At 67.0% G+C, this 25,054-nt stretch carries 21 protein-coding genes; 16 read left to right on the top strand and 5 right to left on the bottom strand.

What is annotated here, in order from left to right; genetic code table 11:
* Positions 1-50: 50 nt before the first annotated feature.
* The 3 genes from REH65_RS08310 to REH65_RS08300 all read left to right on the top strand — a co-directional run bounded on the left by REH65_RS08310 (position 51) and on the right by REH65_RS08300 (position 3,165).
* On the top strand, positions 51-194 hold the full coding sequence (locus tag REH65_RS08310) for a hypothetical protein (RefSeq protein WP_406691981.1): 144 nt from the start codon (positions 51-53) through the stop codon (positions 192-194).
* 320 nt (positions 195-514) lie between these two features.
* Complete coding sequence (locus tag REH65_RS08305; RefSeq protein ID WP_406691980.1) at positions 515-943, top strand: hypothetical protein; 429 nt, start codon at positions 515-517, stop codon at positions 941-943.
* Positions 944-1,029: 86 nt separating this feature from the next.
* A complete protein-coding gene (locus tag REH65_RS08300; RefSeq protein ID WP_406691979.1) occupies positions 1,030-3,165 on the top strand; it encodes a tetratricopeptide repeat protein in 2,136 nt (711 codons plus the stop codon).
* Here REH65_RS08300 and REH65_RS08295 read toward each other — a convergent pair.
* Positions 3,162-4,814 (bottom strand): hypothetical protein, encoded by a 1,653-nt coding sequence (locus REH65_RS08295; protein WP_406691978.1) that lies wholly within the window; start codon positions 4,812-4,814, stop codon positions 3,162-3,164. The two genes, REH65_RS08300 and REH65_RS08295, sit on opposite strands and share 4 nt — an antisense overlap.
* A 618-nt stretch (positions 4,815-5,432) precedes the next feature.
* Between REH65_RS08295 and REH65_RS08290 the strand changes: the two genes are divergently transcribed.
* On the top strand, positions 5,433-6,605 hold the full coding sequence (locus REH65_RS08290) for a hypothetical protein (RefSeq protein WP_406691977.1): 1,173 nt from the start codon (positions 5,433-5,435) through the stop codon (positions 6,603-6,605).
* Between the two features lie 5 nt (positions 6,606-6,610).
* Here the strand turns inward: REH65_RS08290 and REH65_RS08285 are convergent, their stop codons facing one another.
* The 3 genes from REH65_RS08285 to REH65_RS08275 all read right to left on the bottom strand — a co-directional run bounded on the left by REH65_RS08285 (position 6,611) and on the right by REH65_RS08275 (position 9,997).
* Entirely contained in the window at positions 6,611-7,075 is a 465-nt protein-coding gene (locus tag REH65_RS08285; protein ID WP_406691976.1) for a hypothetical protein, read from the bottom strand.
* 628 nt (positions 7,076-7,703) lie between these two features.
* Complete coding sequence (locus REH65_RS08280) at positions 7,704-8,792, bottom strand: LuxR C-terminal-related transcriptional regulator (protein WP_406691975.1); 1,089 nt, start codon at positions 8,790-8,792, stop codon at positions 7,704-7,706.
* An 86-nt stretch (positions 8,793-8,878) separates the two neighbouring features.
* Entirely contained in the window at positions 8,879-9,997 is a 1,119-nt protein-coding gene (locus tag REH65_RS08275; RefSeq protein WP_406691974.1) for a LuxR C-terminal-related transcriptional regulator, read from the bottom strand.
* A gap of 106 nt (positions 9,998-10,103) precedes the next feature.
* On the opposite strand from REH65_RS08275, the gene REH65_RS08270 reads away from it, so the two are divergent.
* From REH65_RS08270 to REH65_RS08225, 10 genes are all read left to right on the top strand, one after another.
* Positions 10,104-11,267 (top strand): acyl-CoA dehydrogenase family protein, encoded by a 1,164-nt coding sequence (locus REH65_RS08270; RefSeq protein WP_406691973.1) that lies wholly within the window; start codon positions 10,104-10,106, stop codon positions 11,265-11,267.
* A 14-nt stretch (positions 11,268-11,281) separates the two neighbouring features.
* Positions 11,282-12,091 carry an enoyl-CoA hydratase/isomerase family protein gene (locus REH65_RS08265; protein WP_406691972.1) on the top strand — a complete coding sequence of 270 codons (810 nt, stop codon included), beginning with the start codon at positions 11,282-11,284 and terminating at the stop codon, positions 12,089-12,091.
* A complete protein-coding gene (locus REH65_RS08260) occupies positions 12,088-12,999 on the top strand; it encodes an SDR family oxidoreductase (RefSeq protein ID WP_406691971.1) in 912 nt (303 codons plus the stop codon). Before REH65_RS08265 ends, REH65_RS08260 begins: the two co-directional genes overlap by 4 nt.
* On the top strand, positions 12,996-13,766 hold the full coding sequence (locus REH65_RS08255; RefSeq protein WP_406691970.1) for an SDR family NAD(P)-dependent oxidoreductase: 771 nt from the start codon (positions 12,996-12,998) through the stop codon (positions 13,764-13,766). The genes REH65_RS08260 and REH65_RS08255 overlap by 4 nt, the downstream gene beginning before the upstream one ends.
* 47 nt (positions 13,767-13,813) lie before the next feature.
* A complete protein-coding gene (locus REH65_RS08250; protein ID WP_406691969.1) occupies positions 13,814-14,602 on the top strand; it encodes an enoyl-CoA hydratase/isomerase family protein in 789 nt (262 codons plus the stop codon).
* Between the two features lie 38 nt (positions 14,603-14,640).
* Positions 14,641-16,200, top strand: coding sequence for a long-chain-fatty-acid--CoA ligase (locus REH65_RS08245; RefSeq protein WP_406691968.1), 1,560 nt, complete (start codon positions 14,641-14,643; stop codon positions 16,198-16,200).
* Positions 16,197-17,000: a PaaI family thioesterase gene (locus REH65_RS08240; protein ID WP_406691967.1), complete on the top strand. Its 804-nt coding sequence runs from the start codon at positions 16,197-16,199 to the stop codon at positions 16,998-17,000. The genes REH65_RS08245 and REH65_RS08240 overlap by 4 nt, the downstream gene beginning before the upstream one ends.
* Before the next feature lie 1,141 nt (positions 17,001-18,141).
* Complete coding sequence (locus REH65_RS08235) at positions 18,142-19,380, top strand: AMP-binding protein (RefSeq protein ID WP_406693123.1); 1,239 nt, start codon at positions 18,142-18,144, stop codon at positions 19,378-19,380.
* Positions 19,361-19,792, top strand: coding sequence for a class I adenylate-forming enzyme family protein (locus REH65_RS08230; protein WP_406691966.1), 432 nt, complete (start codon positions 19,361-19,363; stop codon positions 19,790-19,792). Before REH65_RS08235 ends, REH65_RS08230 begins: the two co-directional genes overlap by 20 nt.
* 8 nt (positions 19,793-19,800) lie before the next feature.
* Positions 19,801-20,961, top strand: coding sequence for an acyl-CoA dehydrogenase family protein (locus REH65_RS08225; protein WP_406691965.1), 1,161 nt, complete (start codon positions 19,801-19,803; stop codon positions 20,959-20,961).
* 23 nt (positions 20,962-20,984) lie between these two features.
* On the opposite strand, the gene REH65_RS08220 is transcribed toward REH65_RS08225, so the two are convergent.
* Positions 20,985-21,782, bottom strand: coding sequence for a PaaX family transcriptional regulator C-terminal domain-containing protein (locus tag REH65_RS08220; RefSeq protein ID WP_406691964.1), 798 nt, complete (start codon positions 21,780-21,782; stop codon positions 20,985-20,987).
* A gap of 410 nt (positions 21,783-22,192) precedes the next feature.
* Here REH65_RS08220 and REH65_RS08215 point away from each other — a divergent pair, with 410 nt between their 5' ends.
* On the top strand, positions 22,193-24,634 hold the full coding sequence (locus REH65_RS08215; RefSeq protein WP_406691963.1) for a molybdopterin cofactor-binding domain-containing protein: 2,442 nt from the start codon (positions 22,193-22,195) through the stop codon (positions 24,632-24,634).
* Positions 24,535-24,999 carry a (2Fe-2S)-binding protein gene (locus REH65_RS08210; protein WP_406691962.1) on the top strand — a complete coding sequence of 155 codons (465 nt, stop codon included), beginning with the start codon at positions 24,535-24,537 and terminating at the stop codon, positions 24,997-24,999. The genes REH65_RS08215 and REH65_RS08210 overlap by 100 nt, the downstream gene beginning before the upstream one ends.
* The last annotated feature ends 55 nt before the right edge of the window (positions 25,000-25,054 follow it).

The raw sequence follows: 25,054 nt of genomic DNA, 5'->3' as shown, positions 1-25,054 counted from the left end.
AGCGCCAGCTCGCAGGCCTGTGGAAGCTCGACAAACTGCCTCCCGTTCCCATGATCGAGATCGACTCGATCCACCTCGCCGTAGACGCGACGCTGGTTTACCACCTGGTCCGCTTCTACGTGGAAAGCCCGGACGCGCGGGAAGAACTCGGAACCGAGGCCGTGCTGCGACGCGTTCTCGAACATGCCTTCTGAGGGTTTGTCTGGAACTTGATTTTGGTGGGGCGGATAGGCGTGGAGATGAGAACGGGTTTCTTGGTAAAGCGTTTGGTCTATAGCACTAGGTTGAGGCGTTCCACTAGGACACCACGGATGCCTCGCCAGCCCACGTATGACGGGGCTGTCGGCCGGTGTCGTGGTGGCTACCGAGTGGTTCGGCATGGCTGCGGAGTGGTTGGGCTTTTCGGGTGACTGGGTGGTTCGGATGAATCGAACCCGAGTTGATCGTCGGTGCTGTTCGCTACCGTCGCGTCGGAACGATGCTGCTGGAACCGTCCCGACCGGAGTGAGTTGACGTGCAAGCGCTGGAGGCGTGGTCGTGGGTGGCCGGCATCGGCTCGTTCTTCGTCTCGTTCGTGTCGTTGTTGCTCGCGGGATACACGGCATGGCCCACGTTCGTCGCGCGCCGTGAGGCGAAGCGCAGCAAGGAGAAGGCTGAGCTGAGGGCCGAGATCCGAGCGGCCGTGCGGGAGGAACTGGCCGCGCGTGCCGCCGCGGAGGCTGAGGCGGAGAGGCGACGCGCGGCGGTCGAGGCGGGCGAGCCCCCTTATGGCCCGCCCCGGCCCAGCACCCCGAGCCCCGGTGTTCCGCCCGGCCAGTTCGGGCAGCCCGCTAGCGCCGGCCCGGTAGGGCAGGACTGGCCGCGAAGCACCAAGGTGCTCGGCCTGGTCGCCGTGGTCGCCGGCGCCCTCGGAGTGTTGATCTTCATGGTCCCGATGCTGTGATCGATCGTGGCCCGGCCTCGGGTCGTGATCGCGTAGGGTGGGCGGTCGATCACGGTGTGGATGGTGTTCGCCCTGGGGGGAATGGGATGAGTGATCCGGGAAAGAGCGATGATCTCGCGCGGGTAACCAACGAGCTGTCGGGGACCGTGCGCGGGACCGTGTTCCAGATCGGCCAGGTCAACGGGTCCGTGGGTGTTGGTGGGCACGACGTGATTCCGCATGACGTTCCGGTGCCGACGGGGTCGTTCTTCAACCGGGTCAAGGAGCTGCGGGATGCTGCCGCGTTCCTCAAGCCCGCGACCGGTCCGGCGCGGATCGCCATGTTCACCGGGCTTCCCGGGGTGGGCAAGACCTCGGTCGTGCAGCGTGCGGTGGACGCCTCCAACGACGGCGCTTATCCCGGTGGTGAGCTCTACGTCGACCTCGGGTTCCTGCGGGAGAACGGGACGACCGCGGTCAACGACGGGCTCGCGGACTGCTTGAGGTCGTTGGGTGTGGACGACAAGGCAATGCCGCCGACCTTCTCGGGCCGGGTGAACCACTACCGCTCCAAGACGCGTGACCGCGCGATGCTCGTGGTGCTCGACGACGTGATCGAACCCGCCGAGGTCGTGCCGTTCGTCCCGTCCGCTCCGGGCAGTGCGGTGCTGGTGACGAGCAACCACCAGCTCAGTGAGCTCGTCGTCGACCAAGCCGAAGTCGTCCCCGTGCATCCGCTGTCGGACGAGGACGGGGCCAAGCTGCTCAGCTCCTTGTGCTCCGAGAACCGCGCGGTGGAGGAACCGGCGGCGATCCGCGACCTGGCGGGACTGTGCGGCGGCCTGCCGATCGCGCTGCGAGTGGCTGCGGCCCGCCTGCTGAGCCATCCGAGCCTTTCGGTGAGCGACCTGGTCGCCGAGATCCGCGCCGAGAACAGCGATCTGGCTCCGTTCAGCTCTCCCAAGGCGAACCGCGTTGCCTCGGTGTTCACCGCCTGCTACAACGAGCTGCCCGACGCGGCGGCTCGGCTCTACGAGATGCTGGGGCTGTTCCCGGGCGTCGACTTCGACAGGGATCTGATCCTGTCGCTGGGCAGTGGCACGCCGACCGAACTGCGTCGGGCGCTCGACGCGCTGCTGGAAGCGAACCTGGTGCTGGACAAGGGCCGAGGGCGCTACGGCCTGCACAGCCTCGTCCGGCGCCACGCTCGCGGAGTCGCGGACGCAGCGGACGACGCCGCCCGGCTCCGGCACGCAGTCCTGCGTCGCTCCACCGCCCACTTCCTGCGCCGATGCGCTCATGCCGATCTGGCGGCGATGGGGGAGAAGCGACTCCGCATCACGTCCCACGACGAGGTCCTGACCGGCGAGCCCAGCCCGTTCACCGGTGAGGACGCCAAGAAGGACGCGCTGCGGTGGATGGACAGCGAGCGGACCAACCTCATGGCGGTCCTTCGCGCTGCGCTCGACACGGGATCACACCGCGCGGCGTGGCAGTTGGCCGAGGCCATGACCGCTCTGTACGTGAACCGCCGCTACCTGGAGGACTGGGTCGAAGCGACGAGGATCGGAGTGCGTGCGGCCCAGCTCGACGAGAACCTGCAGGCCGAAGCGCGCCTGTGCAGCTTCGTCTCCCGAGCCCACAGCGACCTCGGTGACCTCGACGCCGCGCAGGCCGCGCTGGACGAGTCGCTGCCGATCGCCGAAACGACCGGCAACCAGCGCCTGGTGGCGTCGGTGTGGGAACTCATCGGCCGGCTCCACGACGTGCGCGGGCAGCACGAGAGCGCGGTCGCGGCCTACCGGCGCACCATCGCGCTGTTCGAGGCCGCGTCCGATGGGCGCGGAGCCGCGTTCGTGACGTACTTCCTCGGCACCAGCCTCCTCGAACTCGGTCAGCCCGACGAGGCCCTGGAAACCCTGCACCAGGCGATCGGGCTCATCCAGGCCGTCCCCGACCAGCGCATGGAGGGGCGCGCGCTCACCGCCGTCGGTCTGGCCCACCACCGGCTCGGAGACACCGAGCGAGCCGTGGCCGTGCTGCACCAGGCCGTGGACCTGCTGTCCCGGGGCGATGACCACTACTACGCGGCGCACGCCCACGAAGCCCTCGCCGCCGTCGCCGAGACCAGCGGCGATACCGCGCTGCGACGGGACAGCCTGCAGCGCGCGATCGAGATCCACGCGAGGTTCGGCACGCCGCGCCTCGAAGCGTTGCAGAACGAGCTCAACGAACTCGGCTAGGAGACGGTCAGGCGGACCCGCAGCGACGTCTCGCCCGCGTGCACGGCGATGTCGCGGTCGCGGAGATCGCCTTCGAGCCAGCAGGCGTACACGGTGGAGGCAAGCAGCATCGCGTCCGCCGACCCGCTCACCTCGACGACAGGTCCACGCCGGACCGCGGCGACGCAGCCCGATTCGGTCGCCGCCGCGATGACGCGAGCACCCGGAAGTGACTCCAGAGCGCGGGCCGCCCACGCGCGAGCCTCCGGAGCCGGGGAAGGGGCGCGTAGAACGAACACCGAAGCCTGGTGCGGGCGGTGCAGATCGCGTTCGTCCTCCTCCACCGCGAGGTGCCGTGGCGAGCCCGCCTCGGCAGCCACGTCGTGCTGCCGGGCCGAAGCCGGAAAGCGCCGGATCCTCAGATCACCATCGGTGGTGAGATCGGTGAAGGTGTCGTAGGCGGTGACCGGTTGCGGCGTCACGTCCACATCCGGAGGCCGCAGCAGCGGCGGCTCGCCGGGCGGGGGAGCCAGGTTCAACTCGCTGTAGAGGAGATCGCGCAGCCTGGTCTCGGCGTGACCGACGTGGGCGAAGATCCCATCGGTGAGACCGGAGAACCGCTGCGGGTCGTGGTGGGCCAGAGCGCGCTCCACCTGTTCCCGCAGGCCCGTTCCCGGAACCAGGTGCTCAGCGGTGCGGCCCAGCTCTTCGACCGGGGTGCCGGGCACGTGCTCGGCACCGAACGCGGACAGCAGCAAGGGCTTTCCGAGCCCCGCGCTGTAGAGGCTCAGCGAGCCGTGGTCACCGACCACCACGTCGGCGGCCACGAGGGCCGCGTGCCAGCCGCGTTCCGGGGGAATCAGCAGCAACCCGGCGTCGAGGGCGCGGTCGAAGAAGTTCCGCACCACCCGGGATCCGTACCAGGCCCAGATGTTGGGGTGCATGACCAGCGCGACCTGGTACTCGTCGCTGGGCAGGGCGGCCAGCATTTCCAGCGGCAACGTCCGCCACGCCCCGAGCTCCGACTCGCTGCGCCACGTCGAGCTCAGCAGCACCAGCTTCCGGTCCCCGAGCCCGAGCTTCCTGCGGTAGCGGTCGCGCAGCGGCAGGCTCGCCCGCAACTGGTCGTAGGTCGGGTCGCCGGTCACGGCCGTGGAGCCCGCGATCTCGGGACAGGCTTCCCGGAGCTGCCGTTCCTGCGACGGGTGGCTCAGCACCAGGCGCACGCGGCCGGTCCGCAGCGCCTCCACCGGCGGAAGCCCCGCCAGCCGGGTGCCGCGGGTGGTCGGATCGGGCACCCACTTGTTGAAGCCGATGCCGTGCGGCAGCACCACCGTCGTGCCCCGGAGACGGCTGAAATCGATGTTCTCGCTGGCCGACAGCGCCAACGCGTAGTCCAGCTCGCCCACCCGGTCCCACGGCACGATCTCCTCGACCCCGGATGCGGCGAGCAGCTCGTGCGCGCCGGCGCTGTAGCGGGAGGTGTCGTTGACGGTGAACACGGGCTTGACCCGGAAGTCGTCGCGGAAGAACCGCAGCGCTTCGAGCAGGCGACCGGTCGAGGTCACGGTCCGCGCGACGACGAGAACCGTGCGCTCGCAGTCGAACGTCCCCTGCACGGGCTCTTCCGGGGTGACCGGCAGCAGCGGACGCGAGAGATCAGCCCTCATGCTCGCCGTCCACGCTCGGTCTCGCACCCCGGTCGGGGCACGAGACCGTTACAGCTCGGGCCTCGGGCCTCGGGCCTCGGGCCTCGGGCCTCGGGCCTCGGGCCTCGGGCCTCGGGCCTCGGGCCTCGGGCCTCGGGCCTCGGGCCTCGGGCCTCGGGCCTCGGGCCTCGGGCCTCGGGCCTCGGGCCTCGGGCCTCGGGCCTCGGGCCTCGGGCCTCGGGCCTCGGGCCTCGGGCCTCGGGCCTCGGGCCTCGGGCCTCGGGCCTCGGGCCTCGGGCCTCGGGCCTCGGGCCTCGGGCCTCGGGCCTCGGGCCTCGGGCCTCGGGCCTCGGGCCTCGGGCCTCGGGCCTCGGGCCTCGGGCCTCGGGCCTCGGGCCTCGGGCCTCGGGCCTCGGGCCTCGGGCCTCGGGCCTCGGGCCTCGGGCCTCGGGCTCGTGATCATATCAGTCATCGCAGGTCAGAAGGTCTAGATTGAACGATCCCAACGTTACCTGGTGAGCCAGTGATCGGAGTCGTCCACACCTCTGGGGGAGCGGCGCTCCCAGCCGTCGGCGAACGGGATCGGCGGTTCAGCCGAAGGGCTCGGCCGGGGGCTTGGCGTCGTCTACGATCACGCGTGTGGAGGCGCTGGGACCGCTGGTGAGCTCGCACGGAGTGGACAACCGGCAGCGCTGGGTCGTGGGCGGCGCGGCCGCAGTGATCGGCGCGGTGGCCGCGGCACTGATGCTCGTGCTCGTCCTGCACCCCGTGTTCAGCCGAGCGGCGGGGAAGTTCGCCGCCATGATGCTCATCGGGATCGTGGTCGGTTTCGGCGTTGCCGCGGCGCAGCTGACCAAGGCCCTGCGCGGCGGGCCCGCGGAACGCTACGACGTGCACGAGCGAGGTATCGCCCACGTCTCCCGGCGGGGTCACCGGAGTTGGCGCTGGGACCAGGTGCGCTGGCTGCGCGTGAAGCCCGGCCCCGCGGCGTTCGAGTGGATGCGGCGCTTCGGCTGGGACTTCACCTGCTGCGCTGATCTCACCGACGGGGCGTCGATCCAGTTCAACGGTCTGACCGCTGATGCTCCGTCGATCGCTGAAGTCCTGCGCGCGCACTGCCCGCGCGCGATCGCGTGGGACGGCGAGATCCACCGGTGGCACGTCTGGCGCTGGGTGCTGCCATTCCTGGCCCTGTTCTTCGGCTCCTGGGTCGTTGTCGGGTACCTATGGCTCAACGAGGACCACTCGGTCACCGTGGATCACGGCGGCTGGAGCGAGGAGTTCGATCCGTTCGACGACTCGACGTACCTGCTCGCCGCGACCGGGGTGGGGTGCTGCTTCATCGGGTTCGTCGCCTCGGTGACCTACCTGTTCACGAGTTTCCGCGCCCAGCTGAACCGCCGCTCCGGGCCGGCGCCGGCGGAGCCGGACGAGGCCGTGCTCGCCGGACCGCTTCCCACCGGGTACGCGATGATCCTGGTCGGCGACGTCCTCCGGGTTCCCGGAATGGAGACCTTCGCCGACGATCTCGATCGCGAGGCCCTGGACGCGCTGGCCGCTTCCGTCGAAGGGCTCGGGGACGAGGAGGTCGCGGGCACGATCCGCCGCTCGGAGGACTGCGTGCGGTGGGAACCGCACCCGGCGTTCGCGCGGATCGGGGTGCGAGGGCTCGTGATCGCCCGCGAGGACATCGACCTGATCGTGCATCCGGGCCCCGACCAGGACCCCCCGGTGTTCGCGATCCTGCTGGACGACTGCGAGTCCGAGCTGGACTTCAGGATCGGGGACCTGGCGCTGCCCGCGGAGGACTGACCCGCTCAGTGCCTGCCCGCGAAGTTCATTGGCCTGAGCGCTTTTTCTCTTCGTAGGCGGCGAGTTCCGCCGAGTATCGGCGCATGGCGGCCCGGTATCGGCGTTGCAGCCGGTCGTTTCTCCGACTTGACGTTGATGGTCAACAGAATCCACACGATGAACCAGATCCCGCCAGTGAGGATGCTCAAGACCAGGTGGAGCAGGTGGTTGACGTGCGTGATCCCGGGCTGGACCGGGGCTAGCGGCACCCCTCCTGGCGTGGTGACGTTGATGCGCGCTTCTTCGGCTTGCTCTTGCGCCGCCTCCTGGCGGAAGCTGGCGTAACCCAGGGCCACCACGAGGCCGCCGAGCATGGCCAGTGTTGCTGCTGCCTCGATACCGATGGTGAGCCAGAGGACGGCGAGCGCGGCTACGGCGACGGCTCCGATTCCGAACTGCTTCTTGTGCGCGTATACGAGATCAAGGTGCATGGTGTGTCCCCCTCCAGGCTCGGTGAGGGTGACATTCGCCCAGCGGTCTCCGGCAGAGCCAGAAGGCCCGACAACCGCCGAGACAGCGAATCCGATGATCGGTCCATGCGAGCAGGAACGGATGAACGTCGCTCTCGGTGATAGGGAGCGAGCTCGTTTCGAGCCGATGGAAGTCTGATATCCGCAGCTCACGACCAGAACAAGGCTGTGAGGATGCTGTACGTGCCCCCGGTGCGATTCGAACGCACACTGGACGGATTTTGAGTCGGCTAGGGACTTTGTCATGGGTGAGGTGCCTGGGCAAACGGGATAAGTGGAGGACAAAGATGGTGCTCGAGTTGCATGGTGGGCAGAAGTTCGCACCCAGATTCGCACCCAGGTAAGTCCGCGCCGACTAGGTCGGACGCGTCGGCGGTCGAAGCGATCACGTCCGTCCTCGACATTTGAGCCGCCCACAAAACGGCCCGGAGGGCTGGAACTTCACCCACGGCGGTACCCCGGCGACCTCGGCAACCCTGTGCGATCGCCTATTCAGCGTGCCAGTGATCAGGCGACTGAACGTGCTCGGCGACAGTGTGCCGACCCCGGTGCTGCGGCCGTCAGCTACGAAACGCACCACATACCTGCCTCAAATCAACTGCGGCGGCGAATCAACCTCCGCTCCAGTTTGCTCGGTTCGGGAGTCAACATCGCGTGGCCGACGGCTCCAGATGCGTGGCTGACTGGTGGAGCGAGATGAGTTCGGTCCGGTTGACGGCGCCGAACTTGCGCATGATGTTTCGGATGTGGGTTTGACGGTGTTCGTGGTGATGGCGAGCTGATGGGCGATCGCAGTGTTGTCACGCCCGAGGACAACGAGTGTCATCACGTCGCGTTCCCGCGAGGTCAGGACATTGTCAAAGGCAGGTGATGGGCCGACGAGCGGCAATCCGACTTCCGACACCGTGTCCGCGTGTTCCCGCCCGACGAGCCGTACGAGGTCGACCCCGGTATCGAGTGAGGTCATGGTGCTTTCTATGGCAGCCAGGGAAGTCCGAACGCGGGACCGTTGTGACCGGAAGCGTTCGTAGAGCAGCTCACGCTCGAGTATGCGACCAAGCCCGATGGCGCAGGTCTCCAGTCGCTCGTTGAGATCGTCATCCTCGTGCGATCTTGCTGGCTCCGGCACGTGCACCAGGGCCGTCACCCGGCCCGCCACCGGGATAGGTGCCACGCGGACACGCCCCGTCTCCGCCCACAGGCTCCTCGAGGTCGAGGACAAGGCGCGTCCGGTGCGGACGGCCTCTGCCTCTGCCGGCAGTTGCGCCAGAGGTACAGTGCCGAATCCGTCCGGCTCCTCCCGACCGCGGAACTGCCCGGAGGTGTCGTACAGCCTCCACTGCGACCAGGTGTCCTTATGTATGCGGGCGATGAGCGCCCACTGCACGCCGAAGGCCTGAGCGATGGCTGGACAGATCTGGTTGCTCAACTCGGACTCATCTCTCAATGAGCGCAACTGCGCGAGGCACTCTGCCACCTGGTCGCGTGCGTACAGGCGGGCTTGGTGGAAGTGGCGGTCCCACTCCTCGCCCAGCGCCAACGCCTCGGCGGCCAGCTCCAGCAACCGTCGATCGTGGTCTACCGGATACGACGCAATCGCGCGAGCGGCGTCGTGCAGCGCACCGGTTGGCTGCGTGACGTGCTCGCGGACCGACGCCGGCACGGCGGGGTCGAGCAACTCGAGTCCGTCGAGACGCGCGGCAAGGCGAAGGGTGCTCGCCCGAAGGTCACGAGTAGAACGAGTGCGCGCCTGCTGAGCGGCCGTCACGAGACTGCCTCGCGGGTCTCCCGCTCGCGCAGCTGCAGGTACTTCGCGACCGCCTCTGAGCGGGTGGCGACACGCAGTTTGCGGAGAATCTTGGAGACGTGGCTCTTCACCGTCTCGCTTGACAACACCAGTTCCTGGGCGATGGCTCGGTTGGTGGCGCCTGCCGCGAGCAGGGTGAGCACCTCCTGTTCCCGTCGACTCAGCAGGTCTGCGGTGCGCTGTGCAGCGCTCGGGCCCGGTTCCTCGCCGCGGGCGCGCTCTTGCGCGGTCGCCGGTAGGGCTAGCGGCTCATCTGCGAGGGCGGCTAGGCCTGCCGTGACTTCGCCCAGCAGTTCACCCACCCGTGCTCGCTGGCCGTCGATGCGCTCGCGCAGCACGGCGGACTCGAACAGGACGCTGAACTCCGCTGCGAATCGGTCGATGCTGTGCAGGTCACCAACGGTGATGTGGCTGTGCTGGCGGAGACGGTCAGCATGGAGGAAGCCGATCACCCGTCGGTTCGTGGTGATCGGGGCCGCGACGTAGGACCTGCTCTGGGTGACCCGGACCAGCGGCTTGTAGGTCCTGGGGTCGGTCTCCGCGTGTTCGACGATCACCGCTTTCCGATGCCGGACCATCTCCGTCTCCAGCATTGAGCGCGCAAGCGGGATCTCGTTGCCCTCCCGTGCGAACCGGTCGAACTCGTCGGCGTCCGGGTCGGCGTAGTCCTCGGGCCGAATGGTGTCTGGCAGCCACCGTGAGCCCCGCGCCGAGGAGATCATCACCCGGGTGAAGCCGCACGCCTCGCGGAGCTCGGCGGGGGCGCGTCGCGACATCTCCCCGCTGGAGGGTGCGGAGGCCAGGCGGTCCAGCGCGGCGGCCAGCGTGGCGTCGGTCGTCCGACGCAGCTCGAGGTCGTGTGCTCTGGCCGCGCGCCGCTCCTCAGCGATCTCAGCCCAGTGCTCGAGGTCCTTGCGAGACCAGCCCGGCTCCGCCGCGGTCTCCCGGTTCCGTTGCTCCAGCTCGTCGAAAACGGCCCAGACGAACCGAGCGATGAAAGCGCGCTCGCGGCGCGCGTGACGCCGGTGTGACCGCAGCCGTTCCAGGTCCGAATGGGCCTCGGTGGCTGAGGACATGCGCAAACACTACCACTGTTGGGGGATGAAGACCCCCTGTTGGCATGGGGAGGAGTGCGGCCACAAAGAAGCACACTATGACCGCCGTCACCGATGAAGGAGACCGATGTCCGCACCGTTGAACTTCTCGATCACCGCTGAACAGCAGGATTTGGTGAGTGTTGCCAGTCGTTTCGGTGAGCAACGTCTGGCGCCGTTCTACAAGCAGCGGGAGATCGAGGGTGCCTTCGACCGTGACACGTTGCTCGAGATGGGCAGGCTCGGCCTGTTCGCGGTCGAACTCCCCGAGGAGTACGGCGGGCTGGGACTGGACTGTGTAACGGCGGGGCTGGTTCTGGAAGCGATCTGCCGTTCCGACTACAACGTCGGGCAGCTGATGGTGTCGATGTCCTTGAGTTCCGCGTTGCTGGCGCGTCACGGGAACCCGGAGGTCGTGAAGCCGTGGCTCTCGGGCATGACTGCCGGTCGGATCATCCCAGCGATCGCGTTGACGGAGCCGGCGGGCGGGTCGGACGCCGCGAACCTCACGCTGCGAGCTGATCGCGACGGCGACACCTACATCCTCGACGGGGAGAAGACTTCGACGAGTTTCGCGACCCAGGCCGACTTCGCCGTGGTATGGGCCAGGACCGGGGGGCCGGGTGCCCGCGGCATCAGCGCCTTCCTGGTACCGCTCGACCTCCCCGGCATCACCACCAGCGAATTCGCCGACCTGGGCGGGCGCAGCGCGGGCCGCGGGTCGGTGCACTTCGACCGGGTGGCCGTGCCCGCGTCGCACCTGCTCGGCGAGGAGAACCAGGGCTTCATCCAGGTCATGCAGGGTTTCGACTACAGCCGGGCCCTGATCGGCCTTCAGGTCCTCGCGGTGGCTCGGCAGTCACTGGACGAGACTTGGCGGTCGGCGGCGGAGCGCACCAGCAAGGGCAAGCCGCTGACCGACCACCAAGGCGTGTCATTCCCTTTGGCGGAGGCCGAGACGCACGTTGAGGCCTGCCGCCTGCTGTGTCTGAAGACCCTGTGGCTGAAGGATCAGGGGATCCCCCACACCGAGGAAGCCGCCATGTGCAAGTGGTGGGGGCCGAAGCTTGCCTTCGAGACGGTCCAGACCTGTCTTCTGATCAACGGCCACTCTGCGTACACCGAGGAGCTGCCTTATGAGCAGCGGCTCCGCGACGTCCTCGGCCTGCAGCTCGGGGACGGGAGCGCGCAGATCATGAAGCTCGTCATCGCACGCCACAAGGTCGGCCAGGCCAAGATCCCGGGCCACTAGGACTGGAGAACCGGATGAGCAAGGTCATCTACGAAAAGCGCGACGCGATCGCGTACATCACCCTCAACCGTCCCGACGTGCACAACGCCATCGACACGGAGGCCGACGAGCTCCTCTTCGAGGCGTGGTCGGAGTTCCGCAACGACCCCGATGTACGGGTGGCCATCCTGACCGGAGCCGGAGAGAAGACCTTCTGCGCCGGTGCGGACCTCAAGTCACACGTCGACCCGTGGCTCAACGCAGGACCCGAGCTGGGTCGGAGCCTGCTGAACAAGGGCTTCGCAGGCCGCATCACACGCGGACTGCACCACACTTCCAAACCGATCATCGCGGCCCTCAACGGCTGGGTTATCGGCGGAGGTATCGAGCTGGCACTGGCCTGCGACATCCGGATTGCCTCGGAGAACGCGAACTTCGGGTTCTTCCACATCCGGCGGGGGATGCACTTCGCCGACGGCGGCATCGTCCGGCTGGTCAACACCTGCGGGGTCGGTGTCGCGATGGAGCTGGAACTGATGGGCGAGCCGATCGACGCGCAGCGAGCCAAGGAGGTCCACCTCGTCAACCGGGTGGTGCCCCAGGCCCAGCTGATGAGCACCGCCGAACACATCGCCTCGAAGATCCTGCGCAATCCCCAGGCGGCCGTGGAGTCGGCCAAGGACACCATCTTGGAGGTGGTGGGACGGCCGTTGGATGACCAACTGCGCCTCGAGGCCCTCTACGGCTACTCGACCATGGGCAATCCCGAGATCGTCGAGCGCAAGCAGGACTTCGTCGAGCGTCGTGATCCCGACCGGGTGAGCACACATACCCCGTCCGAGTGACCGAATCGACCATCCACGAGCAGAGGACCAACATCGTGACCTACCGCAGCGTTTACGCGCCCGGACTCTTCAAGGACCAGGTCATCGTCGTCACCGGTGGCGGCAGCGGAATCGGCCGCTGCACGGCGCACGAACTCGCCTCCCTCGGCGCCCACGTAGCCATCCTCGGGCGCAATCCGGAGAAGCTGGAGCACGTCCGGGACGAGATCTCCACCGATGGCGGCTCGGTCTCTACCCACGTGACCGACATCCGCGATGAGGACACCGTCATCGAGACCGTCGACACGGTCCTCCGAGACCACGGTCGGATCGACGGTCTGGTCAACAACGCCGGCGGTCAGTACCGCGCTCCGCTGAAGACCATCACGACCAAGGGTTTCGATGCCGTTGTGAGAACCAACCTCACCGGTGGTTTCATCGTCATGCGCGAGGTCTACAACCGGTGGATGGCCGACCACGGCGGCTCGATCGTCAGCATGATCGCCGATATCTGGCACGGGTGGCCCCACTTCTCGCACTCCGCGGCATCGCGTGGGGGCATGCTCACCCTGAGCGAGTCGGCCGCGACCGAATGGGCCGAGTCCGGCGTACGGGTCAACACGGTCGCACCCGGCTCCATCGCGTCCAGTGGCCTGGACACCTACGACGCGAAGGACACGGCGTTCATCCAGGATGGCGTCTCACCGCACATCCCACTCCAGCGGTTCGGCACCGAGTCCGAGGTCTCAGCCGCGATCGTCTTCCTGCTGTCGCCGGCCGCGAGCTTCATCACCGGCTCGTGCGTCCGCATCGACGGCGGGGCCCCCAACGCCCGTCGCGGGTGGTGGGAGTTGCAGCCCGCGCGCAACAACGAGCCCTTCAACGGGTTCCATCGTGCGGCCCTTCCGACCATCCTCGCGAACCGATGAGCACGCCAGCCGCCGGATCCGGCGTCGTGGTCCTCGGGGGCACCGGTGGTGTCGGGCTCGAGACGGCTTCGCAGTTCGCGGAGACCGGGGCGCGCGTGGTCATCCTCGGCCGCAACGATGAGCGTGGCGCGATGGCCTGCGACGAGGTACAGCGACGCAGCGGCAGCAAGCCGCACTTCGTCCGGGTCGACGCGACCGACCCGGACGACGCGGTTCGTGCCGGCGAGGCCAGCCTCGCCCTTCTCAGAGCGGTGGACGTGCTCGTCAGCGCGACCGGCCCGAGCGAACCCCCTCGGCTGCTGCACACCATCCCGATTCAGAACATCCGCGACCGCATCGACGAGGTCATGCTGCCACCGCTGCACATGATGCACGCACTGTTGCCCTCGATGCGGGCACAGCGCAGCGGAACCGTCATCAACGTCGCTTCCGATGCCGCGAAGCTCGCGACACCCGGGGAGACCGCCATCGGTGCTGCGATGGCGGCGATCGTCATGTACTCCAAGGCGGCCGCACTCGAGGTCAAGCGTGAAGGCGTGCGCATCAACATGCTTACGCCCTCCCTCATCGCGGGCACGCCCGGCGCGGCTTTGATCGCGGGGGAGCCGTTCAGTGCACGGATGTTCGAGAAAGCCGCGTCGCTGGCGCATCTCGGGGTCGCCGAGCCAGCAGACCTCGCGGCCATGGCGGTCTACCTGGCCAGTCCCGCCGCTCGGCGCGTGACAGGGCAGGCGATCAGCATCAACGGAGGTATCTCGGTGGCCTGACGCCCCCGCGAATCACGGTGATGCTCTCCCACCACAGGAGAGAAATCATGAACTATCAGACCATCGACCTGCTGGTCGACGACGGTCTCGCTGAGCTGGTGCTCAACGACGCCGAGCCTGGCAACCCGATGGGTGCGGTCTTCTGCCGAGAGTTTGGCCAGGTAGCGAACGAGCTCGCAAAGCGCGGGGACGTCCGCGCCGTCCTTCTGCGGGCCGAAGGTCGCTTCTTCAGCGTAGGCGGAGACGTCAACCTGTTCTCGCGCGACCTCGATGCCGCGCCGGCAGCGGTGCGCGACGGGACGTTCGGGCTGCACATGGGGCTGACCCGGCTACTCCGCATGGACGCACCCATCGTGGCGTGCGCACACGCTTCCGCCGCGGGCGGTGCGGTCTCCTTGCTCTCCCACTGCGACGTTGTCTATGCCGCGCGCTCGGCACGTTTCACCGCGGCGTACGCGCAACTCGGGTTCACCTGCGACCTGGGAGCGACCGCCGGCCTCGCTTCCCGCATGGGGATCGCCCGCGCCCGCCGCTTCCTAGTCCTGAGCGAATCCCTCGACGCGGACGAGGCACTGGGTGCCGGTCTGGTCGACCACGTCGTGGCCGACGACGTCGTGGCGGAGCAGGCGCGCGCAGCGGCCGTGGCACTCGCGGCCGGACCGACGCGTGCCTTCGGTGAGGTCCGCCGGCTCGTCGCTCGGTCGCTCGCGACACCGCTCGAGACCCACCTCGAGGACGAGGCGCAGTCCCTCTGCCGTGCTGCGGCCACCGCTGACGCGCGTGAAGGCATTTCGGCGTTCGCCGCACGGCGACAACCACGTTTCTCGGGATTTTGACGCCTACATGCCGTCGCTATCCCACGAAAGGAGCCAACATGTGGCTTTACTCAGAAATCCGCACACTCGATGACATTCCACGTCACTACGCGAGGACCACCCCAGACCGTCCGGCGCTGATCGACGGCCGCGGACCGGTCTCCTGGTCGGATCTGGACCGACGGTCCAACCAGGTCGCGCAGCTCATGGTGAAGCTCGGCGTCGCACGCGGAGATCGGGTGGCCGTCCTGGGTAAGAACGGCCGTCAGAACTTCGAACTGCTCTTCGGAGTGAACAAGATTTCGGCGGCACTGGTCCCCTTGAACTGGCGGCTCGCGCCTCCGGAACTGGTGGACATCATCGCAGACGCGCGCCCCGCTGTGCTGCTCGCGGACGCGGAGTATGCCGAGACAGCAGCAAGAGTGATCGAGACCAGCGGCGTGCCATGCCGCGTGATCGGGTACGACTCCACGCGGCCAGGCGTCAGCGAATTGGACGAACTCATCGCAGCGGCTCCCGCGGTGGACCCCGCCACCGAAGTCAACCCGTGGCATACGGCAGTGCTGATGTACACCTCCGGCACCACCGGCAAGCCGAAGGGGGTGCAGCTGTCGCACCAGAACTACCTCTACCTCCGGCTCTGCGAGCACCTCGAGCCCTCGTTCAGCTACACCTCCGACGACGTGATGCTCACCGTCATGCCGTTGTTCCACGCCATGGGCGTCGGCCTCTCGTTGCAGGCGCTCTACAACGGCGCCGCCGTCGCCGTGTACCCCATGCCCACCCCTGGCGAACTGCTCGAGCTGATCGCCCACGACCGGCCCACGATCCTGCCGCTGGTGCCCACGGTCATCCAGATGATGCTGAATCAGCCCGGAGCCGCCACCGTCGACCTCTCCTGCGTACGGGTCGTGGTCTACGCGGGCGCCGCGATGCCGCTTCCGCTGCTCCAGCGCGCCCTCACCGCAATGGACTGTGACTTCATCCAGTTCTACGGCGGCACCGAAACTTGCGCGGGTGTCACCTTCCTCAGACCGGAGCAGCACCGCCAAGGCGTCAAACTCGAATCTTGCGGGAGCCCGCTTCCCCTGATCGAGATCAAGGTGGCGGACCCGGACGGTAAGGAGGTAGCTGACGGCGAAGTAGGTGAGTTCCTCATCCGGTCTCCCTCGCTGACCACCGGCTACTTCAACCAGCCCGAGCTCACTGCGGCTGCCTTCCCGGATGGCTGGTACCGGTCGGGCGACGCGGGTTACCGCGACGCTGACGGTTTCTTGTACCTGGTTGACAGGGTGAAGGACATGATCATCACCGGCGGTGAGAATGTGTATTCGACGGAGGTCGAAAATGCCCTGGCTCGAATCGACGGGGTGCAGCAGTGTGCAGCGATCGGCGTTCCTGACGAAAAGTGGGGTGAGCGAGTCGTCGCCGTCGTGGTCCTCGCTCCCTCTGCAGCTTTAACAGAGGAAGACATCATCGCGCGCTGCCGCGAGTTCATCGCCGGTTACAAGCTACCGAAGGAGGTCAGGTTCGCCAGTGCCCTCCCGATGACCGCCACCGGCAAAGTCATGAAGAACAGGCTCCGGGAGCAGGTTCGGCAGGGAGGTACGCCGGCGTGAAATTCCCCGTCATCATGGGGCCACCGGAGGCCGCGTTCGAGGTTAGGGACGTCACCGTCGACCGGCGCGGGACCACTGCGCGCGCCAAAATGGTTATCCGGAGCTGGATGTGCGATAGCCGGGGGAAGCTGCGGCCGGGCAACCTCGGCGTACTCGTGGACAACGTCCTCGGTTACTCCATCATCGCCGGTGCGCCGCAAGGTCATTGGGCGGTCACTACTGAGATGTCGGTAGACGTCACGGGGTCGTTACCCACGGACGGCTGCGTGCTCCACGGTGAGGCGGAACTGATCGGCCGAAACGCGACCGACGGCTATGCCGAGGCGCTCGTCATCGACTCCGCCGGCCAGGTCGTCGCCCGGGCACGGCAGTGGGGACACTTCATCCCCGGACTCCCGCAAGTGGGCCCGTGCACCCCTGCTGGTTCCGGATTCGGTCCTCATCCAAGGCACCGCCCACCGGTGTTGCTCGAGCGGGAGTTGACGGACACCGACCGCGGACTCGTGGCGACCCTGGATGTCGAGTCCGGGGTCGCCAACCCGAACGGCAACTTGCACGGAGGTGTCGCGATGGCGTGGTCCGACGCAGCTGCGGCCGCCGCGCTGCAGAGGAACGGTGCGGCCTTTGCGACGACGTCGGCGCACGTCGCCTATGTCCGTCCGACGCCGGCCGGAGCAAGCCTTCAGATGATTGCCACCGTATCCCACCTAGGCCGGTCCCTGGGACTGGTCCACATCGTGTTCAGTCTCCCAGACGGGAAGCAATGCATGTTCGCGACGGTTTCTGCTCACGGCATTTGACGACGAAATCGGCAATTGGGCAGGACCCAGGCGCTGCGAACAGCAGTGCAGTCGTGCCGACATCCCGACCTAAACTGCACGACAACCCCAACCGGCAAGAAGGTCTTCACAGTTGAGTGGCCGTGTGGACGTACTTTTGATCATTGCCCGGGTAGCGGGGCGAGCAGCCATGATCCCGCTGTGATTATCGAGTTGATGGCAGCGCCGTATTTGTGGGTCAACTGGCAGGTTTGGCCAGGTGCTCCCGTAGGCGTTTCGCAGTCGTGATCACTGGGGGAGATTCTGAGCTGGCTTGGCAGCTCGCGACCGGGTGGGAATTTCGTCGGCTGTTCGTCTGCTGCGAGGGAAGTAGCGCTCGCCCCAGCGAAAGCGGTCAGTGAGATCGCAGCCAGCAGAAGTCGCCGGAAGGCAAGCATCGTTGAGGCTCCTTCCTGGCATGCCGGCGTCTGCCGTCTCAGCCACGGTCTTGCACGTTTCGCAGCAGGGGCTCTTCCCACCTAGAACAGTCTACTGACTATGGAACTGTGTCTAACATTGTGTAGAAAGTCAACCCTTGTGGGGAGTGCGCTCGGCCGGTTGCATGCAGCGTGCCAGTGGTGCGCCAAGCGGCGGATACCCAGGCGTCCGGGCTTTCCGGCGTCTCGTGGTTCCCGTTGCGACCGCCCTGAGGTCGCCCCTCGGATGGGCGCGTGCGTGACAGGCCGGCTGCTGCGTGCTGGAACTCGAGGCTGTGGGGTGCCTGTCGAATCTCGTGGGCGCCCGGCCTTGCTCTTCTGTCATTTCGGTCCTACCTTTGGTACATAATACCAAACGATGTGATGGCGATCACGTATCGTAAGGGATTCTGCGAGGGAGGTGCGTTCACGTACGCGGCTCGGTGCCTCCGTCGTAGCGGCCCGGAGCGCCCTGTAGTCGACATGCCGCCCAGCTGCGATCAAGGCCCAGGTCCGATCGTCGTCAGGGCGGAGTGAAGGCATCGCGATTCGGGGCTGCCGCGTCCCTGGTTGCCGCATGCCGGTTCGTGCGGCACCTGACGTGGTACCTGCCGCGCACGTGCGACTCGCCGACCAGGAGCGCGCTGGTGCGGTTTTGCCCTCCACGAGGAAAAGTCAGCCATGAGAACTTCGCCAGGAGTCATAGTATGACCACAGTAGACAGAGTTCTTGCCGAGTCGTATTGGCCGGCGGACGAGGGCGAGACCGTCCACGACGTCACCATTGGGGACCTCCTCCGGGAGGCTGCCGCAACGGTTCCCGATCGGACAGCGCTGGTGGACGCGGTCGCGGACCAGGATTCCCGCAGGAGCTGGACGTATGCGGAGTTCCTCGCTGATGCGACACGAGCTGCGCAGGCTCTCTTGGCGCGCTTCTCACCGGGTGACCGGGTGGCGATCTGGGCGCCCAACAGCGCGGACTGGATCGTCCTTCAGCAGGGGATCAGCCTTGCCGGGATGATCATGGTGGCGAGCAACCCGGCCTATCGGGCACGCGAACTCGAGTACGTGCTGCGGCAGTCGGGAGCCGTCGGTCTCTTCTACGCCGATTCCTACCGCGACGTTGAGCTGGCGCCGATCGTGGAGGAGATTCGACCCCGCCTGCCCGACCTCCGCGAGGCGATCCCGTTCTCCGGGTGGCAGGCATTCCTGAGCAGCGGTGCCGAGGTCGAACTACCGCTCGTCGCCCCGACGGACCCGATTCAGGTCCAATACACCTCCGGTACCACGGGGTTCCCCAAGGGAGCCAGACTGCACCACAAGGGGCTCGCCAACGCAGCCCGTTTCGTCTCAGAGCGCGCAGGCATGGGTGACGGCGGTGTGAACGTCAACTCCATGCCGATGTACCACATCGGCGGAGGTGCGGTGACCTCGTTGGGGACGCTGGCCAAGCGCGGGACGTTCGTCATCGTTCCGCAGTTCGACCCGGCGTTGATGCTGGAAACGTTCGAGACCTACCGGGGAACCCACAGCCTCCTCGTGCCCACGATGCTGCTCGCTGTGCTCGACCACCCCGACCGCGAGAAGCGCGATCTGTCGAGCCTGCAGACCATAATGAGCGGGGCGGCCACCGTCCCGGCGGCTCTCGTCCGCCGCACGGCGGAGACCCTGGGATGTCGGACGACCATCCTGTTCGGGCAGACCGAGATGCACGGGGTGATCGCGCAGACCCGCGTGACCGACTCGCCGGAAGACCAGTCGGAGACCGTCGGGCAACCGCTGCCGCACCTGGAGGTCAAGATCGCCGACGAGGTGACCGGCGAGATCAAGCCCGTCGGCGAGGCGGGGGAGATCTGCTGCCGCGGCTACCAGAACATGATCGAGTACCACGAGATGCCCGAGGAGACAGTGTCGACCATCGACTCGGATGGGGCTGCACATGGGTGACTGGGGCTGCATGGACGAGCGCGGCTTCATCAAGATCACCGGACGCCTCAAGGACATGATCATTCGAGGTGGCGTCAACATCTATCCGAGAGAGATCGAAGAGTTCCTGATCAGCCACCCCGCGGTTGCTGAGGCCGCGGTCGTCGGTGTCCCCGATGAGAAGTGGGGTGAGCAGCTGGCTGCTGTGATCAGGCTCAACCCCGGTGCTGACAAGCCGACGGTTGAGCACATGCGCGCCTTCTGCCGTGCGGAGATGTCCGCGCACAAGACGCCGGCCTACTGGAGCTTCGTCGGAGAACTCCCCATGACACCCACCGGCAAGGTCAAGAAGTTCGTCCTGCGTGAACAGCTCTCCAGCGGAGAACTCGATACCGACACGCACCAGCCGGACAACGGCGAACAGGGCAAGTGAGGCGCTGAGTGGATTTCGGGCTCACCGATGACCAGACCTCGGTTCGAGACGGTGTGCGGGACTTCGCGAACGCCGAGCTCGCACCGGGATACCTTGATCGCGCTTCTCGAAGCGAATTCCCCTGGGAGAGCCACCGTCGCGTCGCTAACCTAGGTGTCCTAGGTCTGCTCGCCGGTGCGGATCACAATCCGCTGGACGCTGAGGACTTCGTGGCTGCCGGTTTGGCGGTGGAGGAGCTTGCGCACGCGGACGTCAACGTCGCCAACGCCGTGATCCCGGTGATGCTGGTATCGAGCCTGATCGACAGGTTCGGATCGGAGCGCGTGCGCGGTGACCGGCTGGATTCGCTGGTCAAAGGCCAGGAGTACGTGTCATTCTGCTTGACCGAGCCGGACACGGGTTCAGACGCCGCCGCCTTGCGGACCACGGCGATCGCGGTGGACGGTGGTTATGTGATCAGTGGGCAGAAGGCCTCGGTCACCATGCTCGCTCACGCAAGCGCCCTGATCGTGACCGCGCAGACCTACCGAGACGGGGTTCGTGCCGGAGTCTCCGCGTTCTTCGTCGAGCTCAGCCGCGCTGGCCTGACGACGTCCGACATCGCGGACACCGGGTGGAAACCCATGGGGCGGGGTCTGGTGCACCTCGACGAGGTGTGGGTGCCGGACGACGCCCTCATCGGTTCGGAAGGGGCGGCCTTCCGAACCGTGCTCAACGGGTTCGATTTCACCAGGCCGCTGCTCGCGTTGACCGGAATCGGTTGTGCTAGAGCATGTCTGGAGGAGACCGTAATGTATGTGCGGGAGCGGGAGGCGTTCGGATCGCCGCTGTCCCGGTTCGAAGGCGTCTCGTTCCCGCTCGCCGAGCACAGCACGACGCTGGAGGCCGCCCGCCTGCTCTGCTACTCCACGTTGTGGAAACGAAGTGTCGGTGTCCGGCACACGGCTGACGCCGCGATGACCAAGTGGTACGGCCCGAAAATGGCGGGAGCCGCGATCAAGGACTGCCTGCTGCTGCACGGAAACTACGGGTACTCCGCGGAGTTTCCTTTCGAGCAGAGGCTGCGGGACGTCATGGCGTTGGAGATCGCGGACGGGACCGCGCAGATCCAGAAGATCATTATCGCCAGGGAGCTCTTCGGGGTGGACTTCATGCCCTACACCCGTTGAGCGGTTCCGAACGGAGCGGGCGGTCAGTCCGCTCCGTTCGGCCGTGCTTCGCGGAGGATCTCCTCCCAGCGTTCCCACGCTCCCGCCAGCCAACGTTCGCGCCGGTCGCGGAACAGATCCGATGCCTCGTGCCCGACCCATTTCGGCAGCAGGTCTTCCGGCAGTTGTGGGTCGAGGCGCATGAACTGCTGGAGGTAGTTCCGGAGCTCCAGGTAGCTCAGCAGCACTTCGTCGCCGTTTGCCGGACGGTGGTCGGCGTATCGGGTCAGCAGGGTCCGGTAGGTTTCGGCCAGCTCGGCGAGGTTCCAGGCTCGCTGGACGATCTGCTCATCGCTGAGGCCGACCTCCTCGGTGTGTCCGATGAAGCTGATGGCGGTGTCGGTGAGGTTGAATTCCGCGATCAGGTCGCGGAGATCGCCTGCGGTGTCAACGTGGGGGGTGAGCCACACACCGGGTGTCGGATTTCCCATGCGCAGCCAGGCCAGGCCGCCGTAGAGGCGCTTGCGGGTGGTGCGCTCGCCCTGCGGCACTGACACCAGCAGGACCAGCCAGCGACCGTCCCAGGGTTCGGAGCGATCGAGGAACGCGGTGGCCCGGTGCATGCCGTCTTCGATGATCTTCTTGCCGGACCGGGTCAGCCGCCAGCGCGCGGTCCGGCCGATCCGCTCCCGTTCGATCCACCCCGCATCCGCGGACCGCGAGATCGCTTGGCGAGCGGCGTGCCCTTCGACGCCCAGGCCGCCGAGAACCCGGACCAAGGCGGTGGTCCAGATCGCCTCATCGCGCGGGTAGGCGAACTCGCCCATCACCGTGAGCAACAACGAGCGCGCGCTCGCTGCGGGCAGTGGTGATCCGCTTCCTGTATCACTCCCAGTCACAGCCCTATTTTCCCCGTTGCTGATGAGCGACGTCCAACTGGGACCTCCCAGGCGTACCGAGGGTCTGGGGAAGCCCCACCCGAAAAGTTACACACAAAAGTTGACTTGGTTTCTTGATTTGTCGTGGATCACGTTCTACCTTCATGTTTCGTGACCAAGCGCAGCCGAGGCCGGGCTCGAAAGCGGCCGCGCTGCATCGGGTAAGGCCGCGTCGGTCGCTTCGCGCTGTCGCGTCAACAGGGGGCGCAGTGACCGGTCGCGACATCATCAGTGCAGCTCGGCGGCTACCGCATCCGAAACGATCTCCTGACCGGTGCGGCAGTCCGAGCGACCGAGAAAATTGTGAGGTAACGGTGGTCTTCGATTCGACGAAGGAGTCCTCGAGCGCACCGTCCATCGGCCGCCGGAGGTTCCTGAGCTACCTGCTGGCCGCACCCACGCTGACCGTGGCGACAGAGATCCTCCTGGACGGAGCCGCGGGTACGGCCGAGGCCGCCGTGCCATCGCCTCCGCAGCTGATCGGTGAGACGGTCGATCTTCAGGACGTCATCAACGTGATCGGTGCACCCACGTCCGCTCTGCTCTTCCAGATCACGGTGAACGAGGACAACACGGTGACGGTCCCGCTGCCCCGGGCCGAGGTGGGGCAGGGGTTGACCACATCGGTACCGATGCTGATCGCGGAGGAGATGGACATTCCGCTGGCCAACATCAAGATGCCTCTCGCCGACGCGCGTCCGGAGTTGCTGTACGGACAGCTCACCGGCGGGTCCTCGAGCATCACCTCGCTCTACAAGCCTGCTCGCCTCGCCGCCGCGGCGGCACGCGCCCGGCTGGTGGCGACCGCGGCCAAGAACTGGGGGCTGTCCGACGATCAGCTCACGGTGTCCGACGGGGTCATCCACGCCCCGGACGGTCGCAGCGCGGACTTCGGCTCGTTGGCCGTCGCGGCGGCCAAGACCGAGCTTCCCGACCTTCCGGTGCGACTCAAACCGGAATCCGAGTTCAAGCTGGTGGGAAGCCGGGTGGGGCGGCTCGACGCCCGCCGGATCGTCACCGGGTCCAACACCTACACCCAGGACCTGAGCGTAGCGGGCGCGAAGCCCTGCGTGGTCCGCCGGCCGCCCACGATCAACGGCACCGTCAAGGCGGTGCACAACGCCGACGCCGTCAAGCAGATGCCCGGCGTCATCGACGTGGCCGCGATCCCCACGGGAGTCGCGGTGCTGGCTGAGACCTTCGCGTTCGCGGTGGACGGCGTGAACGCCCTTGATGTGGCGTGGGGCCCCGGCACCGTGGACGACGAGAGCGACGAGACCGTGCGGCGCAAGCTGCGCGCTGCTGTCGGGCCACTCGGTGACCCGCCGGTGAAGCTTCCGGCCGCCGGCGTGGACACGCTCGAGATGGAGTTCGACTTCGCGTTCCTGAGCCATGCCCCGCTGGAGACCAACGCAGCGGTAGCCGACGTGCGCGACGGTCGAGCCGAAGTCTGGGCGGCGGTGCAGATCCCGACGAGCACGCAGGAGAACCTGGCTCGTGAACTGGGCATTCCGCAGACCTCGGTCACCGTCCACGTCATGCCCAGCGGCGGATCGTTCGGACGACGCCTGTTCAACGACGCCGCAGTCGAAGCCGCGCTGATCTCGCAAGCGATGCGCAAGCCGGTGAAGCTGATCTGGCACCGCACTGATGACATCCGGCACGGGCGCGTGCACCCCGCGAAGCACCACAAGGTGCGCATGCACTACGCAGGCGACCAAGTGCTGTCCTACGAGCACTGGAACGCTGCGGTCGACACCTCGTTGGAACACGGTTTCGGCGACGCGCTGACCACGGCGGCCAGCAAGTTCCCGGCTGTCGGCAACGAGAGCGTCAGCCAGCTGATGTTCCGCGCGATGGTGCACTGCCCCTACAACTTCGGTGCGGTCGCGACCCACCTGCACGAGGTCTCGATCCCGTTGAACACCGGCAGCTGGCGGTCGGTGTTCTCGCTCAACGTCCGCGGCGTCGAGGAGATCGCGGTCGACGAGCTCGCCCGGAAGCTGGGCAAGGACGCCGTCCAGGTCCGTCGCGACTTGCTCAAGGACGGCCGACAGCGGGCGATCCTGGACAAGGTCGCAGCAGAGGGCGATTGGGGCAGGACGATGCCCGAAGGCTTCGCCCAAGGCATCGCGTTCCACGATGAGATGAAGGGCGTCATGGCCGTCCTCGTCGAGATCGACGCGCGGGATCCCAAGCACCCCAGGGTGGTCAAGGCCGTGATGGCCGTCGACGTCGGCCGCCCGATCAACGTCAGCGGTATCGAGGCCCAGGCGCTCGGTGGGCTCACCGACGGCATTTCGGTGGCGCTGCGCGGTGGGCTGCACCTGCGTGACGGCTACTTCCTGGAAGGCAGCTACCACAACTTCCACTACGCACGGCAGAAGAACACTCCGACGGATGTGCGGATCTTCGTCCAGCCCGGTGAGGGCGAGCCGGGTGGCATGGGTGAGTTCGCGGTTCCGGTCGCGTTCGCGGCGGGGTCAACGCCTACCGGCGCGCCACGGGGATCATGCCCACCAGGTTCCCGATCGACAACGAGCTCGACTACGAGCCATACCCGCCGGGGCCTGTCCCAGGCCCGCCGATGCGTCCTCTTCCGGCCCGGAACTGACCGCGGCCCTTCCGAACCAGAATCGTCCACGGAGGAGTTCCCGTGCCGCGTTACACCTTCACACTCAACGGCGACGAGGTCAGCGTCGAGGCGCCGGCCAACCACCCGCTGCTCTGGACACTGCGCGATCAGCTCGGCGTGACGGGCCCGAAGATGGGGTGCAACCTCGACGTGTGCAAGGCCTGCACGTGCCTGATCGACGGCGAGGCCTACACGACCTGCGTCACCGCCATGTCCGACATCGAGGGCCGCGAGGTCACCACGATCGAAGGCTTGGCCGAGGGCGACGAGCTGCACCCTGTCCAGCAGGCCTGGCTCGAGATGGACGTGCCGCAGTGCGGCTACTGCCAGCCTGGGCAGATCATGAATGCGGTGGCACTGCTGAAGAAGACCAGCGAGCCCACCGACGCCGAGATCGACGAGATCGAGAACGTCTGCCGATGCGGCACCTACTTCCGCATCCGCAGGGCGATCAAGTCGGCTGCGGAGAAGTCGGCCGGGAACTAGTCGCCCGCCCGACGAGAACGCCCTTCGGGATTCGCGGGAGTCCCGAAGGGCGTTC

This window comes from Saccharopolyspora sp. ID03-671 (genome assembly GCF_045278815.1).
Lineage (GTDB): Bacteria > Actinomycetota > Actinomycetes > Mycobacteriales > Pseudonocardiaceae > Saccharopolyspora > Saccharopolyspora ipomoeae.
Note: the sequence above shows the minus strand (reverse complement) of the source record. Positions and strands in the feature narration are given on the sequence as shown.